15 protein-coding genes are annotated in these 14,068 nt (G+C 40.6%); all 15 read right to left on the bottom strand.

Annotated features, from left to right (window positions below):
- Positions 1–768 carry a menaquinol-cytochrome c reductase cytochrome b/c subunit gene (locus BS1321_RS22630; RefSeq protein ID WP_063233225.1) on the bottom strand — a complete coding sequence of 256 codons (768 nt, stop codon included), beginning with the start codon at positions 766–768 and terminating at the stop codon, positions 1–3.
- Positions 769–824: 56 nt separating this feature from the next.
- Positions 825–1,499: a menaquinol-cytochrome c reductase cytochrome b subunit gene (gene qcrB / locus BS1321_RS22625; RefSeq protein ID WP_053346766.1), complete on the bottom strand. Its 675-nt coding sequence runs from the start codon at positions 1,497–1,499 to the stop codon at positions 825–827.
- A gap of 3 nt (positions 1,500–1,502) precedes the next feature.
- Entirely contained in the window at positions 1,503–2,009 is a 507-nt protein-coding gene (locus tag BS1321_RS22620; protein WP_063233224.1) for a QcrA and Rieske domain-containing protein, read from the bottom strand.
- Between the two features lie 160 nt (positions 2,010–2,169).
- The gene (locus BS1321_RS22615) at positions 2,170–2,631 is read right to left on the bottom strand and encodes a YpiF family protein (RefSeq protein WP_063233223.1); all 462 of its coding nucleotides are present in this window, start codon (positions 2,629–2,631) and stop codon (positions 2,170–2,172) included.
- A 162-nt stretch (positions 2,632–2,793) separates the two neighbouring features.
- The gene (locus BS1321_RS22610; protein ID WP_063233222.1) at positions 2,794–3,345 is read right to left on the bottom strand and encodes a ReoY family proteolytic degradation factor; all 552 of its coding nucleotides are present in this window, start codon (positions 3,343–3,345) and stop codon (positions 2,794–2,796) included.
- 41 nt (positions 3,346–3,386) lie between these two features.
- Complete coding sequence (locus tag BS1321_RS22605; protein ID WP_063233221.1) at positions 3,387–4,658, bottom strand: tetratricopeptide repeat protein; 1,272 nt, start codon at positions 4,656–4,658, stop codon at positions 3,387–3,389.
- Positions 4,659–5,025: 367 nt separating this feature from the next.
- Positions 5,026–6,312, bottom strand: coding sequence for a 3-phosphoshikimate 1-carboxyvinyltransferase (aroA, locus tag BS1321_RS22600; RefSeq protein WP_063233220.1), 1,287 nt, complete (start codon positions 6,310–6,312; stop codon positions 5,026–5,028).
- A 23-nt stretch (positions 6,313–6,335) separates the two neighbouring features.
- A complete protein-coding gene (locus tag BS1321_RS22595; protein WP_063233219.1) occupies positions 6,336–7,439 on the bottom strand; it encodes a prephenate dehydrogenase in 1,104 nt (367 codons plus the stop codon).
- A gap of 47 nt (positions 7,440–7,486) precedes the next feature.
- Entirely contained in the window at positions 7,487–8,599 is a 1,113-nt protein-coding gene (hisC, locus tag BS1321_RS22590; RefSeq protein WP_063233218.1) for a histidinol-phosphate transaminase, read from the bottom strand.
- Between the two features lie 81 nt (positions 8,600–8,680).
- Entirely contained in the window at positions 8,681–9,049 is a 369-nt protein-coding gene (gene aroH / locus BS1321_RS22585) for a chorismate mutase (RefSeq protein WP_063233217.1), read from the bottom strand.
- 24 nt (positions 9,050–9,073) lie between these two features.
- Entirely contained in the window at positions 9,074–10,153 is a 1,080-nt protein-coding gene (aroB, locus tag BS1321_RS22580; RefSeq protein WP_063233216.1) for a 3-dehydroquinate synthase, read from the bottom strand.
- 3 nt (positions 10,154–10,156) lie between these two features.
- Positions 10,157–11,329, bottom strand: a complete 1,173-nt coding sequence (gene aroC, locus BS1321_RS22575) for a chorismate synthase (RefSeq protein ID WP_063233215.1) — start codon at positions 11,327–11,329, stop codon at positions 10,157–10,159.
- Positions 11,330–11,584: 255 nt separating this feature from the next.
- Positions 11,585–12,358 (bottom strand): CheR family methyltransferase, encoded by a 774-nt coding sequence (locus BS1321_RS22570; protein ID WP_063233214.1) that lies wholly within the window; start codon positions 12,356–12,358, stop codon positions 11,585–11,587.
- 188 nt (positions 12,359–12,546) lie between these two features.
- Positions 12,547–12,993: a nucleoside-diphosphate kinase gene (ndk, locus tag BS1321_RS22565; RefSeq protein ID WP_034308008.1), complete on the bottom strand. Its 447-nt coding sequence runs from the start codon at positions 12,991–12,993 to the stop codon at positions 12,547–12,549.
- Positions 12,994–13,089: 96 nt separating this feature from the next.
- On the bottom strand, positions 13,090–14,052 hold the full coding sequence (gene hepT / locus BS1321_RS22560) for a heptaprenyl diphosphate synthase component II (RefSeq protein WP_063233213.1): 963 nt from the start codon (positions 14,050–14,052) through the stop codon (positions 13,090–13,092).
- Between the last annotated feature and the right edge of the window lie 16 nt (positions 14,053–14,068).

Below are 14,068 nucleotides of genomic sequence, written 5' to 3'. Positions count from 1 at the left end.
TTATTTTGTCGATAAACCTGATACAAATTCAGCTAATGTTGCCAATTCTTCATCTGTACCTTTGAACATGCCAGCTGGCATGGCTCCCTGGCCTTTGACTGCGATCTTAGAGATTTCTTCTGGCTTTAATCCAGTGTCAATTAAGCTTGGCGCTCCTGCTCCACCAGTTAATTCTGCTCCGTGACAGCTAATACAGCCATTAGAATCCATCAATTTATACCCATCGCTCTCTTTATCAATGTCTGCACCTTCCACGATTGCTCCTTGCTTCTTGGAAGCTTCCCAATCGTGATGGGCTGCGGACTCCCATGTTAAATAGAAAACGCCTGCCATTGCCAATAGCATGAAGCCTACAGCAAAAGGACGTTTCGCTGGGCTCCGCTCTGGACCACGATCTAGAAAAGGTGCCAAGAGCAATGCCCCGAAAGCCAAACCAGGTATTACCATGGACCCGATTGCATTGTAAGGACCTGAAGCATAGGTATACTTAAGTAATTGGTAAAGGAATAGGAAATACCAGTCCGGCAGCGGAATATACCCTGTATCTGTTGGATCTGCTATCCTTTCCAATGGTGACGGATGTGCGATTGTCAGGCAAAGATAACCTACAAGAAATACAGCTCCTACCATCCATTCTTTTAAAAGGAAATTAGGCCAAAATGCTTCAGTTTTCCCAGGATATTCTGAATAATCTTTCGGAATATTCGGTTTACGGTCCGCGGAGATACGCGAGTCACCTACGAATTTCATACCTTTCCCACGATGCATTGAACAATTCCCCTCCTTTATGAAAAGGTTTTTTTGGTTTTTGGTTCACCATTCTTTTATAGCGGACCTGAAATACCTTGTTTTCGGATCATCAGGAAATGAGCCGCTAGTAAAGCAAATAATGCTGCTGGCAGGAAGAATACATGTATTGCAAAGAATCGTGTCAATGTCTGTGCTCCAACGATGGTTGGATCTCCTGCTATCAATGTCTTGAGTGCTGGTCCCATTAACGGTACCGAATCGACAATTGTCAAAGTAACTTTCGTTGCGAATAGCGCTTTCATATCCCATGGCAATAAATAACCAGTCAAGCCTAATGCCAGCATGATGAAGAAAATCAATACGCCGACCATCCAGTTCAATTCACGCGGTTTTTTGTAAGCTCCCTGGAAGAAGACACGAAGAGTATGTAAAAACATCATAACGATAACTAGACTTGCTCCCCAGTGATGCATACCACGAACAATTTGACCGAAGGCAACTTCATTTTGCAAATAATAAACAGATTCCCAAGCGTTTTTAATGTCCGGGACATAGTACATCGTCAAGAACATGCCTGACAAGATTTGGATGACCGTAATAAAGAAAGTTAACCCACCAAAACAATATACGAATGCAGAAAAATGATGTGCGGGGTTAACATGTTCAGGAACCTCATGGTCAGCAATATCCCGCCATAACGGCGTAATATCTAAACGCTCGTCCACCCAGTCATATAACTTTGTTAGCAATGTTTACGCCTCCCCGTGCGGTTTTAGTTGACCCAAATAAAGTATTCCATCTTTTTCTTTCGTGTCAAAGACGTCCAATGGTGAAACCGGCGGTGTCCCTTTGACATTCATCCCATCTTTCGTATACCTGCCATAATGGCAAGGACAGAAAAATTGATTCGGATTAGTCTTATCCGTATTCCAACCTACCGTACAGCCTAAATGCTTACAGATTGGAGATAAAGCAACGATATTACCATCATCCGTTTTGTAAACCCAAGCTGTATTTGTTTCTTCAGACTCATACCAACCATCGACCTGTTTAAAACTAAAGTCGACACGGGTTGGTTCGGTAGTCAGTTCACTTACCTTCTGTTTAGTTGCAACGTAATCCCCGCCTTTATCTGCTGATAATACAGGATCAATTGCAAACCTAACCATAGGCATCAACATACCGGCCGCCATAAATCCACCAACGCCAGTAAGTGTGTAATTAAGGAATTGACGTCGTGAAACATTATGCTTGCTCATGCGTTTTCCCCCCCTCTATTACTATACTGAGAGCCCAAAGGACCAATTAATAGCGACACTATAAAACTAGGACATTTCCATGATATCTCAATAATTTACCAAGGTCAATATTTGTAAAACCCAAAAGGTGGCAACTATGTGTCAAATAATGCGAAAAATCCTACTTTTTTTCATTTTTCCAATTATAAGAGAAAATATCAAGGATTTGGAGAACTTGCTGGTTAATCATTTCCTTTGCTTGTTCAATTTCAAGCCCCTCCAAGGGGATGGCAGGAATCCATACTAAATTATTTTCCAATTCCCGCTCTTCCTTTTTCCACTCAAAATCCGATGTAAGAAAAAAAACATGCTCGAAATCATTTTCTTTCAATTCATTGGCCCAACGCTTTAACCGCTCAACCTTATCCATTTCACCACTCAAATAATGAAATGTTGGCAATAAAAGAATTCTTCCTTTCATCTGCTTTTCAATTTCCAAACTTAAAATGGTAAGAAATTCATTCATTGAGCCCGTTTGCTTCATTTGCCCTTTAAAAGATAGGGGAACCAAAGGAATCAAAACGGTATCCACATACTCTTTTGATTGCATATACATGTCAAGATCTTTTGCTGTCCACTTCATGTTTTTTCTTCACTCCCGATTTTTTAAATCAACTCCTTATCATTTTACCATTATTTTTATAACATCTTTACCATATACCCATAGTCTTTACAAAAATGTGGATTTTATCAATGTTTTATAAAAAATAAAAACCTTTCCTAATTACGGAAAGGTCAATTTATTTCATCCAAGTACTTTTAATTGATTCAATTGTTCGGTTAAGTTCTTAAATGCTTGCTCATCATGCTTATCAAGGGCTTCATCGATTTCCTTAAGCAGACGGTCCCTTTGAAAATACAACATGCTTCTTTCTAAAAATTGTTCAGCCAGCAACTGATCTTTTTCATTTGATGCCGTTGATTTCGGCATGAAGGGATTGTGCTCGAGTACCGCTGCATATTGATAGGAAGAGTATGACGATTTAAAATTGAGCTGAATATATATGTCTTCATCCCTATTTAAACGGATATCATGAAAAGATTTCTCTGCATCGGTCGTCATGATATTGGACTTATAAAACCTGAAAGGGACTTCATCCACACAATGTGTCGACATAATCAGTCCACGTGGGCAATATTGTGCATTTTCTACAAAATGAACCTTTTTCATTAGTTGGTCATGACTCATTAAGTAATTCAATATCCACACGCATTCTCTTCGTTTCAGTTGATAATGATTTAAAAACCACCGAATAAAATCCTTCTTCTCATTCACAGAAACAGGGGCAGCCACCATGAATTCCCTCCTCTGTCTTGATTTAGTTTTGTTTCGCTTATCTACATTTCATCTGTACTTTCACCTAGCCGCTCCAAAATCATCGCATACTCATCATTTGCCGGGTTCATCTCAAGCAGCTTATTAAATACTTCTCTAGATGTGGCTCTGTCTCCTTCTTCAATTAAAAAGAAACCATAATCTTCAAGGAAATCTTGATTGTTCTTGAATGAATTATATGCTTTATGATAGCTGGTTAATGACTCTTTAAATTGTTCAGTATGCTGATAAGATACAGCAGCTATCCATTCAAACTGCGGATCATCTTCTCCATATCGCCTTACTTCACCAATACACTCCAATACATCTTCATACCTTTCGTGGTGCATATACAATTTCAAGAGCGTAAGTGCAGCTTCCAGGTATCCCGGATCAATGGCAAGTGCTTCTTTAAATAGATTTTCCGCCTCTTCTTCATGCCCGCTTTTCAAGGCTATTTTTCCGCCGAAGAAGTAAAGTTCCTTATTGAATTCATCAGCCTTGATTCCTTCTCTGACCGTTTTCAAGGCATTTTCCAGATCTTCAAGATGCTCATAACTCTTTGCCAGGTACAAATATAAAGAATGGTATTCATGATCTAATTCTTTCAGTTCAATAAACTTTCGTACGGCTGTCTCATAAAGACCTGCCTGAAAAGCTGTAAATGCATATTCAAATAGGGTATTGATTTCAAGTCCATCATTTAAGGCCTTTTCAAAGTGCGGAAGGGCCTCCTCGAACTTCCCCGAACTGCTTAATGCTTCAGCAAGCCTCTGATTGACATTAACACCAGCGATTTCTTGTTCCTGTTCCAAAACCTTTATGTAATTTGCAATGGCTTCCTGATCCCTACCTTGATGAAAGAACAGTTCAGCTAGTGCAAAATCAATGATGATCTCATCTGGAAGCATTTCCTTGGCCTGCAGTAGCTTCCGTTCGCTGACCTCATCCATTCCCTGTAATTGATAAAGGTCCGCCTCCAAAAGCAAAGCACTTGGATATACTTCATCATCTGCACTTACTTTTTCAAGCATCAGCATCGCTTCATCTTCCTGGTCCATGTCAATCAGGATTTCCGCCAACGAAACAATCAATTCTCCTTCATCGGGATAGAGTTGCAGCAGATGTTCAAAAAGATCCTTTGCCTCCTCCGCAAAACCAAGCTGGAGCATTTCTTCGGCCAGCAACAATATGTCCTCTGCTGACTCTGATGATTTAATTCGATTTATATGTTTAAGAGCTTCTGTTAATTCCCCTTTTTTTAAATGCTGTATAACTTGTTCCACTGTGTTCATTGTTGAATCCCCTTTTGCATGATAGACTTGGTCCCTAGTCATACACACTCACGCCATAATGTAACATACCCTGCCAATAAGAACAAAATACCCATGTAATCGCGAGATGCATAGTAAACAGTATTCATTAGTTTACCATACTGTAGCCCTGTATTCCATTGATGAAGTCCCCTCCCATTCTCATTAAAAAAAGGTTACTAGTTAATTCTCCACGCTACGTTAAATCTCCTTTTTGATCTTGAACCCCTTTTTCATTATTTTCATGATTAATACAGGTTTAAAAAGCCAGGATGTTAGCGCTTTCAACACTTTCAAGCATTTAAAAAAAGTTTACAGACCAAATAAGGAATGTAAACTTTTTTTATATTTACTTTATCAATTGCGTCAAATGCCCAAAAAATTGTGGATATGATACATCTATGGCATCAGGGTCAGCAAGTTCCACTTCACCATCCGTTATCAAAGCCGCTACAGCAAGCATCATTCCGATACGATGATCTCCGTGGCTTGTAACCGTACCTCCATTCAGGGCTTTACGTCCTTTGATGATCAATCCGTCTGCTGTCGGGGTTATATCTGCCCCCAGGATGGAAAGCTCATTTGCAACAGTATCAATTCGATTCGTCTCTTTCACTTTAAGTTCTGCTGCATCCTTGATTGTCGTTATCCCTTCAGCCTGTGTTGCCAGAAGTGCAATTACCGGTATTTCATCGATGAGACGGGGAATTAAATCACCGCTGATGGTCGTTCCTTTTAGTCGGGAGCTTCTGACAGTAATGTCTCCTGCAGGTTCACCCTCGCTCGTCTTCTTCTCTATCGTAATATCCGCCCCCATCGATTTCATGACTTCGATTATTCCAGTCCTTGTCGAATTAAGGCCCACATTTTTTAACACCACTTCACTATTTTCCGTAATCGCTGCAGCCACCATGAAGAAAGCCGCTGAAGAAATATCACCCGGAACATGGATGGTGGTCCCTTTGAAGACTTGATTTCCGCTTACTTTAATCGTTTGACCGTCCTTTTCGATTTTCCCGCCAAACTCTTGGATCATTCGTTCTGTATGATCACGGGTCTCTTCCGGTTCGATAATGAGCGTTTCACCTTCTGCCTGTAAACCAGCCAAGATTATCGCTGATTTTACCTGCGCACTTGCCACAGGCAATTCATAGCGAAAACCTTGTAATTTGCCTCCTCTTATGAAGAGCGGGGTGTATTCGGCCCCTTTTCGGCCATCAATGACTGCTCCCATCTCGCGAAGAGGGTTTACTACCCGGGTCATTGGCCGTTTGGCTATCGATTCGTCACCTGCCAAAACGGCCGAAAATTCCTGTCCTGCCAAAATGCCCATCATTAACCTGATCGTGGTACCCGAATTTCCGACATCCAGCACTGATTCAGGTTCCGTTAATCCTTTAAAACCTTTGCCTACAATTTTGACGTGCTGGCCATCTTGTTCAATATGGACTCCAAGCTGCTTAAAACAGGAAATCGTACTTAAACAATCCGCTCCTGGAAGAAAATTAGTGACTGTCGTTTCCCCCTCGGCAAGGGCTCCGAACATTATCGAACGATGGGAGATCGACTTATCTCCAGGTATGGCAATCGAACCACGTAATGTTTGGATGTTCGTTTGTAATTTTTTTGTATTCATAAAACCATCCTTCCCTATTAATATTATGCCAGGATCGTTTCATAATCTGTATGTCTTGAAATACACTCCGCAGCTTTAATGCGATCAACATCCGTTTGGAAGCTGATGACCAGCACACCGTATATCTCTTCCCTGGTTTCAATGATCCTTATATTTGTAATGCTGATACCTTCTTGTGCCAAATATCCGGTAATCTCAGAAATTATTCCGGCATAATCCGGTATATCGATATATAAATCATAAAACGCTGGTATGGCGCCTTTCGCAGATGCTGGCAAATCATCCCTGAAAATCTTGGCATCGGTAAAGAATCGAAGGATTTCTTCACTATCTTCATTCGCGACCAGACCTTTTATATGCTCCATTTCATTCAGCCAATCATTCATTAATTCAAGTAGCACTTCCCGGTTATGTAACAAAATGTCACGCCACATTTCCGGACTGCTTGAAGCAATTCTTGTAATATCTCGAAATCCACCTGCTGCAAGCCTTGAAATCAACTTATTTTCCTTACTATAATTTTCTGCCTGCTTAACGAGCCCCGATGCGACAATATGCGGAAAATGACTAATGACCCCAGTCAGCTTATCATGAGTGGCAGGACTTACAACCAGAAAGTTCGCTCTTGTCCCTTGCAGCCACCCTTTCAACTGCTCAACTTTTTCTTCTTCGATGGAATCTCCGGGAGTAAGCAAATAAAATGCATGTTCGAATAAATGCAATTTGGCTGCCGCAGCGCCGCTTTTATGGGAACCAGCCATAGGGTGCCCCCCGATGAAGGCCACCCCTTTATCTATCAATGGTTTTGCTGCCTTAACGACTGTATCCTTCGTACTTCCTGCATCCGATATGAGGACATCACTTTTTAAATCCATATCAGCCAATTGAGCTAAAATCTTCACGGTTTCATTGACAGGCACAGCAAGTAGAATCAAATCAGCTTCACATGCTCCCGCTTCCAAAGATGATACAGAATCATCAATGATCCCCAATAGCATCGATAGTTGAATATTCTTTTCACTTAGGTCCGTACCAACAATCACGGCTTCGGGATGCGCATGGCGTACAGCCATGGCCAGTGATCCGCCAATTAGACCTAGACCTATTACAAAAACCTTACCCTTCACTCTTCTCTCCCCCGCATCTTTTATGCTCCTCTAGGTTTGATGAAACCTTAAAACAGCGAATCAGAAGGTGCCTCAACTTCATTCAAAAAAGTTTTAATAGCATTAATCATTCCTTCATTTTCTTCCGTAGAACCAATCGTTACCCTTAGGCTGTTAGGAAAACCGAAAGATTTCCCCGACCTTGCGATGTACCCGCGCTCAAGCAAATATTGAAACACCACATCGGCATCCTGTTCAAAATGGATAAAGATGAAATTACCTTGTGACGGGTAATAAGCTAAATTTTCCTTTTTGCAAAATTCATAGTACCGCTTGAGTCCTTTTTGATTTTCTTCCTTGCATTTTTCAATGAAGGCTTGATCTTCCAAAGCGACGATAGCAATATTCTGTGCGAAGGTGTTGACATTGAATGGTTCCCGGGAAGGATCTAGTTTCTGAATAATATCCTCATCCGCCAAACCGTACCCTACCCTAAAGCTCGCAAGTCCATAAATTTTTGAGAATGTCCTGAGTATGATCAAATTTTTATATTTATTAATCCATTGATTCGTTCTCGGGTAATCCTCAGCCGTTGCATATTCACAATAAGCTTCATCCAAAACGATAAGAACATCTTCCGGCACTTTTTCGATGAACGATAATAAGTCCTGTTCCGAAATGTATTTACCTGTTGGATTATTTGGTGTACAAAGCCAGACAACCGCTGTTTTGTCATCTATTACTTTAAGCATTCCTTCTAGATCATGAGCACCGTCAATATGAGGAACTTCCCTGATTTCAGCACCTTCTAGCGTGGCATTATGGCGATACTGCGAAAAAGTGCCTGTTGCCATGACCGTATTCTTTCCAGCTCCCAATAGACTCCTGGAGATGATTTGAATGTTCTCATCAGATCCATTTCCAAAAATAAGCTGAGTTTCTTTCACACCTGTATGTTTTGCAACAGCTTCCCTAAGCATCGTTGCATATCCATCCGGATAGATGGCAAACGAATGGGTTGAATTCCTAACCGACTCCTTGACCTTTTCCGAACAACCAAAAGGATTTTCATTTGAAGCTAATTTCGTGATTTTTTCCAACCCGTATAATTTTTTCACTTCATCAGTGGATTTTCCCGGTTGATAAGACTTCAAAGAAAGGACCGCTTCATTCCATTTCATGTCAATCACCTCTATATTTTTATCACTTTAAAGTAAGAAAGTGTGAGAATAGTATATCATATTCATAGCTTTAAATTCATCTTATATCTGCTTTGTCAAATCTGGCCGTAATACAGTAGCCCCTGCCTGGTATACATGCTTTATCTCTTGTTGAGATTTCGTCGTATTTACGTGGATCATGACCCGGATGCAAAATGGCAAGGAATTGCTCACCGGTATTTCTTTCATGCATGTAACCGGTACATAAGTCCAGCCTTCGAATTTCCTCAAGGCTTTGGCAGGGAAGACAGAACGAATTTCTTCCGTAGCAGAAAAAAATACGGAAGCCACCATATCAGGATCAATCTCGTTGACCTGAATGATCTCTGCCATCAACTTTTCGACAGCGGAAATCACTTCTATTTCTGTGTCTCTTTCTACTGTAGTGGCACCCCTTATTCCTCTTATCACACTTAGTCCCCCTTCTCCTGTACTCTATATCATATCCGCCATTTCCTCTATCAGCTCAGAGTCGCCTATATCCATTAACTGCGGTGACCCCACTTCGTTTAGCAGGACAAAGGTAGCTGCATCATTGACTGATTTTTTGTCCGTTTTCATTAATTCAAGTAGCAATGCATGTTCAAGTCGGGTTGGAATGGTTATTTGATAGCCTAAAGAAGAAACCCAGTTAATAAACTCATCTAGTTTAAAATCGAGATCCACTTTCTTTCTGCTTAATTTAAGAGCATATACCATCCCGATTAAAATGGATTCCCCATGCGTAAAGTTCCCATATCCCATTGAACCTTCCACTGCATGCCCAAGTGTATGACCAAAATTCAAATAGGCACGAATGCCGTTTTCCTTCTCATCCTCTTCGACAATTTTAGCTTTAATGCCAATCCCTTTTGTAATCATGGTTAGGAATTGCTCATCCGTTATATCATTCAAATCAACAATATTCGACTTTAACCATAGATAAAACTCATTATCGGCTATCAAGGAATGTTTAATGACTTCTGCAAAACCTGACCTTAATTCTTTAAGAGGCAATGTTTTTAAAAATTCAAGATCATAAATGACCGCTTCAGGCTGATGAAATGCCCCAATCATATTTTTCCCTAGCGGGTGATTGATGGCAACCTTACCGCCCACTGCACTATCGTGGGCGAGCAAAGTAGTCGGAACCTGTATAAATGGAATCCCTCTCATAAAAGTAGCCGCAACGAATCCAGCCAAGTCACCGACTGCACCACCGCCAAGGGCGATAATCAATGACTTGCGATTGATCTGTTGGGATAAGCAGAAGCTTTGGCATTCATAAAACACATCGAAAGTTTTAGCATGCTCCCCTTCTGGCACTACATGATGCAGGACCGGTTTTCCCGTCTTGATCAGGGCGTTTTTCACAGTCTGCAAATGAAGTGCAGCCACTTTCTCATCAGTTATGATCAGAATCTTGTTTAGATGATTTAATTCATGTGTTATTAATTCAGGCAATTCATTTATTGCCTTCTTGCCAATTAAAACCGGATATTGCTTGGATGCCGTTTTTATTTGGATGGATTCCATGATTTAAAACCCCTTTACTTCTTCCCTATATGATCTTATATATTCTGCTAATTGCTCATAACGATCTGAAGGGAATTGATCAACGATGGCAGCCGCCAGTTCCCATGCTACTACCGCCTCAGCAACTACTGCTGCTGCTGGAACCGCACAACTATCGGAACGTTCGACACTTGCTTCAAACACTTCCTTCGTATCAATATCAACACTTTTCAAAGGTTTATATAAAGTGGGAATCGGCTTCATCACACCGCGTACAACTATAGGCATTCCAGTTGTCATACCGCCTTCAAAACCACCAAGGCGATTGGTTTTCCGGTAATAACCCTGTTCTTCGTCCCATGCGATTTCATCATGGACATCACTGCCGAATAGATGGGCCGCTTCAAATCCAAGACCTATTTCCACCCCTTTAAATGCATTGATGCTCATTATCGCTGCGGCTAGTTTTGCATCAAGCTTACGGTCATAGTGCACATAACTTCCCACACCCACCGGCATTCCTTCTACAATGACCTCAACGATGCCGCCGATGGAATCTCCTTTTTGTTTCGCTTCATCAATTGCATCCTTCATCTGCTGCTCTACGTTTTTGTCAAAACATCTAACAGAAGATTCTTCTGTTACTTGTTGCAATTGCTGAATCGTTTCGTATTTTGGCGGTTCTGCCTTCACTCCGCCAATTTCCAAAACATGCGATGCCACTTCTATACCCAATAAAGACAATAGCTTTTTAGCGACAGCACCTGCTGCCACCCTTACTGTCGTTTCACGGGCTGAAGAGCGTTCCAGAACATTTCTCAAATCGCGGTGCCCATATTTAATCCCACCGTTCAAGTCGGCATGACCAGGACGAGGCCGGGTGATTTTACGTTTAATTTCTTCAGCTTCCTCTTCTGAAAGCCCTTCACTTCCCATAATCTTTGTCCAATGCTTCCAGTCATCGTTCTCAACCACCAAAGCAACCGGTGAACCGAGTGTGTAGCCATGTCTGATTCCCGAAGAAATAAAAGCCTGATCTTTCTCGATCTGCATCCTTCTTCCACGTCCATGCCCTTTTTGCCGGCGTCCTAATTCTTGATTAATATCCTCATTCGTAATCGGCATTCCTGCCGGTAATCCTTCAATGATAGTAGTCAGTTGCGGACCATGTGATTCTCCCGCTGTTAAATATCTCATCTTCCAGCCCCCTTTTAGCACTTTAAAGTGTATATGTATCAATATACCACAATTTTATGAAATGTGGGTATATGTAAAACGTAAAAACCATATTGTTTGAATTTAATCACTTTTCTTTCAATTTTACAAGTACTTAAACATTTTCGATATAGTTTAATCTTTCAAATTGAAGTTCTACTGGATTTGCTATTTACACGACAAACGAAAAGGGGCTGAATGCTCATGTGCAGAATCAGTCCCTTTTTTCAAAAGTATTTACTTTTTCTTATAAAAAAATGTGTCGATCGTTTCAAATTGATATTTTCCTGGTGTGAATATTTGCTCTGTACTTCCTACAAAAAAAACCCCGTCGCTTCTTAGTGATGCACTGAATTTTTCATATAATAAATTTTTGGCTTCTTCAGTGAAATAAATTAAAACATTGCGGCAAACGATTAAATCGAACCCCTGTTCGAATCGGTCTGCGAGAAGGTTTTGCTTTTTAAATGTCACCCTTCTCTTGATTTCATCATCGACACGATAAAGATCCGCTTTTTTTTCAAAGTATTTCTTTTTGATTTCTTCAGGAACTTCATTTAAGGAACGTTCAGGATAAATCCCCAATTTCGCTCGCGCCAATACATTTTCATCCAGATCCGTCGCCAATATCTCTATCTGGTTAAGTGGAACCAGATTGGATAATATCATTGCAATCGTATAAGGTTCCTCGCCAGTTGAACAGGCCGCACTCCAAATTTTCAACTTTTTTTTGCTTGCTAATAACCCAGGAAGGATTTTCCGCTCCAACACTTCCCATCTTTTCGCATTTCTATAAAATTCGGAAACATTGATTGTCATTCTATCCAAAAACTCATTTAAAACTCCGGGATTGGTTTGAATGTCTTTATAGTATTCACGAAATGAGTGATATCCTCTTTTTTCATATAGAGATGTTAGTCGCCTTTTCATTTGCCCTTCCTTATATAATGCCAAATCAATGCCTGTCAACATTTTGATATTACGAATAAACTCTTCATATTCTTGAGGCATTCCTACTACTCCCCTGCACATAATTATTTTAAGTGGTCCTTCCCTTTATATATCGGAGAGTGCCATATTTTCTTTAAACTAAAATAATTCCTTATGTTGCTGCTTGAAACTAAAAAAGCAATACAAAAAAAGCGGGTTCCATCGCATATTGACGATGGAACCCGCTTTTTATATAGTGATCGTATTAATTAATAAACCCACTCGTTTACAAGTTTAGAATACTCAACAAGTTCTTCTTCTTTGAAGAATAAACCGATTTCACGTACAGCGCTTTCAGCTGAATCAGATCCGTGAATAATGTTTTTGCCAACAGTTACGGCAAAATCGCCACGAATTGTTGCTGCTGCTGCATCTTTAGGGTTTGTAGCACCCATCATTTGACGTGCAGTAGCGATTACGTTTTCACCTTCCCAAACCATTGCGAAGACAGGACCTGAAGTAATGAAGTCCACTAATTCGCCAAAGAAAGGACGTTCTTTGTGCTCGCCATAATGTTGTTCAGCCAATTCTTGAGAAATGACCATTAATTTTGCTCCTGCTAGAAGGAAGCCTTTCTTTTCAAAACGGGAAACGATTTCACCGATTAAATTGCGTTGTACGCCGTCAGGCTTAACCATTAAAAATGTTCTTTCCATGAATGTCACTCCTAATATGTATCATTGTTATTTGCCTATATAAGGCAATACTTTTAGAATATTACCATTGTTTGATGAGTTTCGCAACTCCCATTATCAAAACTTTCTTTTTCCGATATTTTTCGCGATATCCGATAAAGTTTTTCTAGCTTTAATGGCAGGAAGACCTTTCAACTCAGTAAAAGCCTTTTCTAAATACATATCACTGATCCTCGCTGCTTGTTCAATGGCACCGGAAGTTTTTATCGCATTGATTATATGGGACATTTCGTCTTTTGGCGTATCTTCCCGAACTGTTTCGATAAGCTTTTTTAACTTTGGATCTTCCATAGCAATCAAAACGGGTAAAGTGATATTACCTTGAATCAAATCACTACCGGCTGGTTTCCCAAGCTCTTCTTCCGAAGCCGTAAAGTCCAATATATCATCGGTGATTTGATAGGACATACCGACATAATATCCGAATTTAAATAGCTTTTGGTGAATCCTCTCTTCAACACCTGCTGAAATGGCTCCCAACTGGCAGCTGGATGCAATGAGCAAAGCCGTTTTCCGTTTGATCCTTCTAAAATATATCCGCCAATTCTGTTCGAAATTGTACTTATCTTTTATTTGTTCAATTTCCCCAAGACATAGTTCAACCATGGTATCAGCGAGAATTTGATGCGCAAGCGGAGACTCGATAACCGCCATCATTTCCAGTGCACGAGCAAAAATGAAGTCGCCTGTGTACATGGCGACACGATTATCCCATTTTGACTTAATGGTAGCAGATCCCCTGCGTAAATCCGCATCATCCACAACATCATCATGTACAAGGGAAGCCGTATGGATCAGTTCCAAAGTCGCTGCGACATGCTTTACGACATGAATATCATAGTTGCCAAACTTCGCGCCCAATAGGACGAATACCGGACGGATCCGTTTTCCACCGGATTGCAGTAAATGCAGGGAAGCTTCCCTTAAAACCGTGGAATCCGCTTCAATTGCGGCTTCCAGTTCTTTTTCTATTAATTGCAAATCTGCATTCAAAAATGAATACATCATTTTAAATTTCATACATTCCACCCAGCTT

The sequence above is a fragment of the Peribacillus simplex NBRC 15720 = DSM 1321 genome (assembly GCF_002243645.1).
Taxonomy (GTDB): Bacteria; Bacillota; Bacilli; order Bacillales; family DSM-1321; genus Peribacillus; species Peribacillus simplex.
This window is presented reverse-complemented; position numbering and strand designations above follow the sequence as displayed.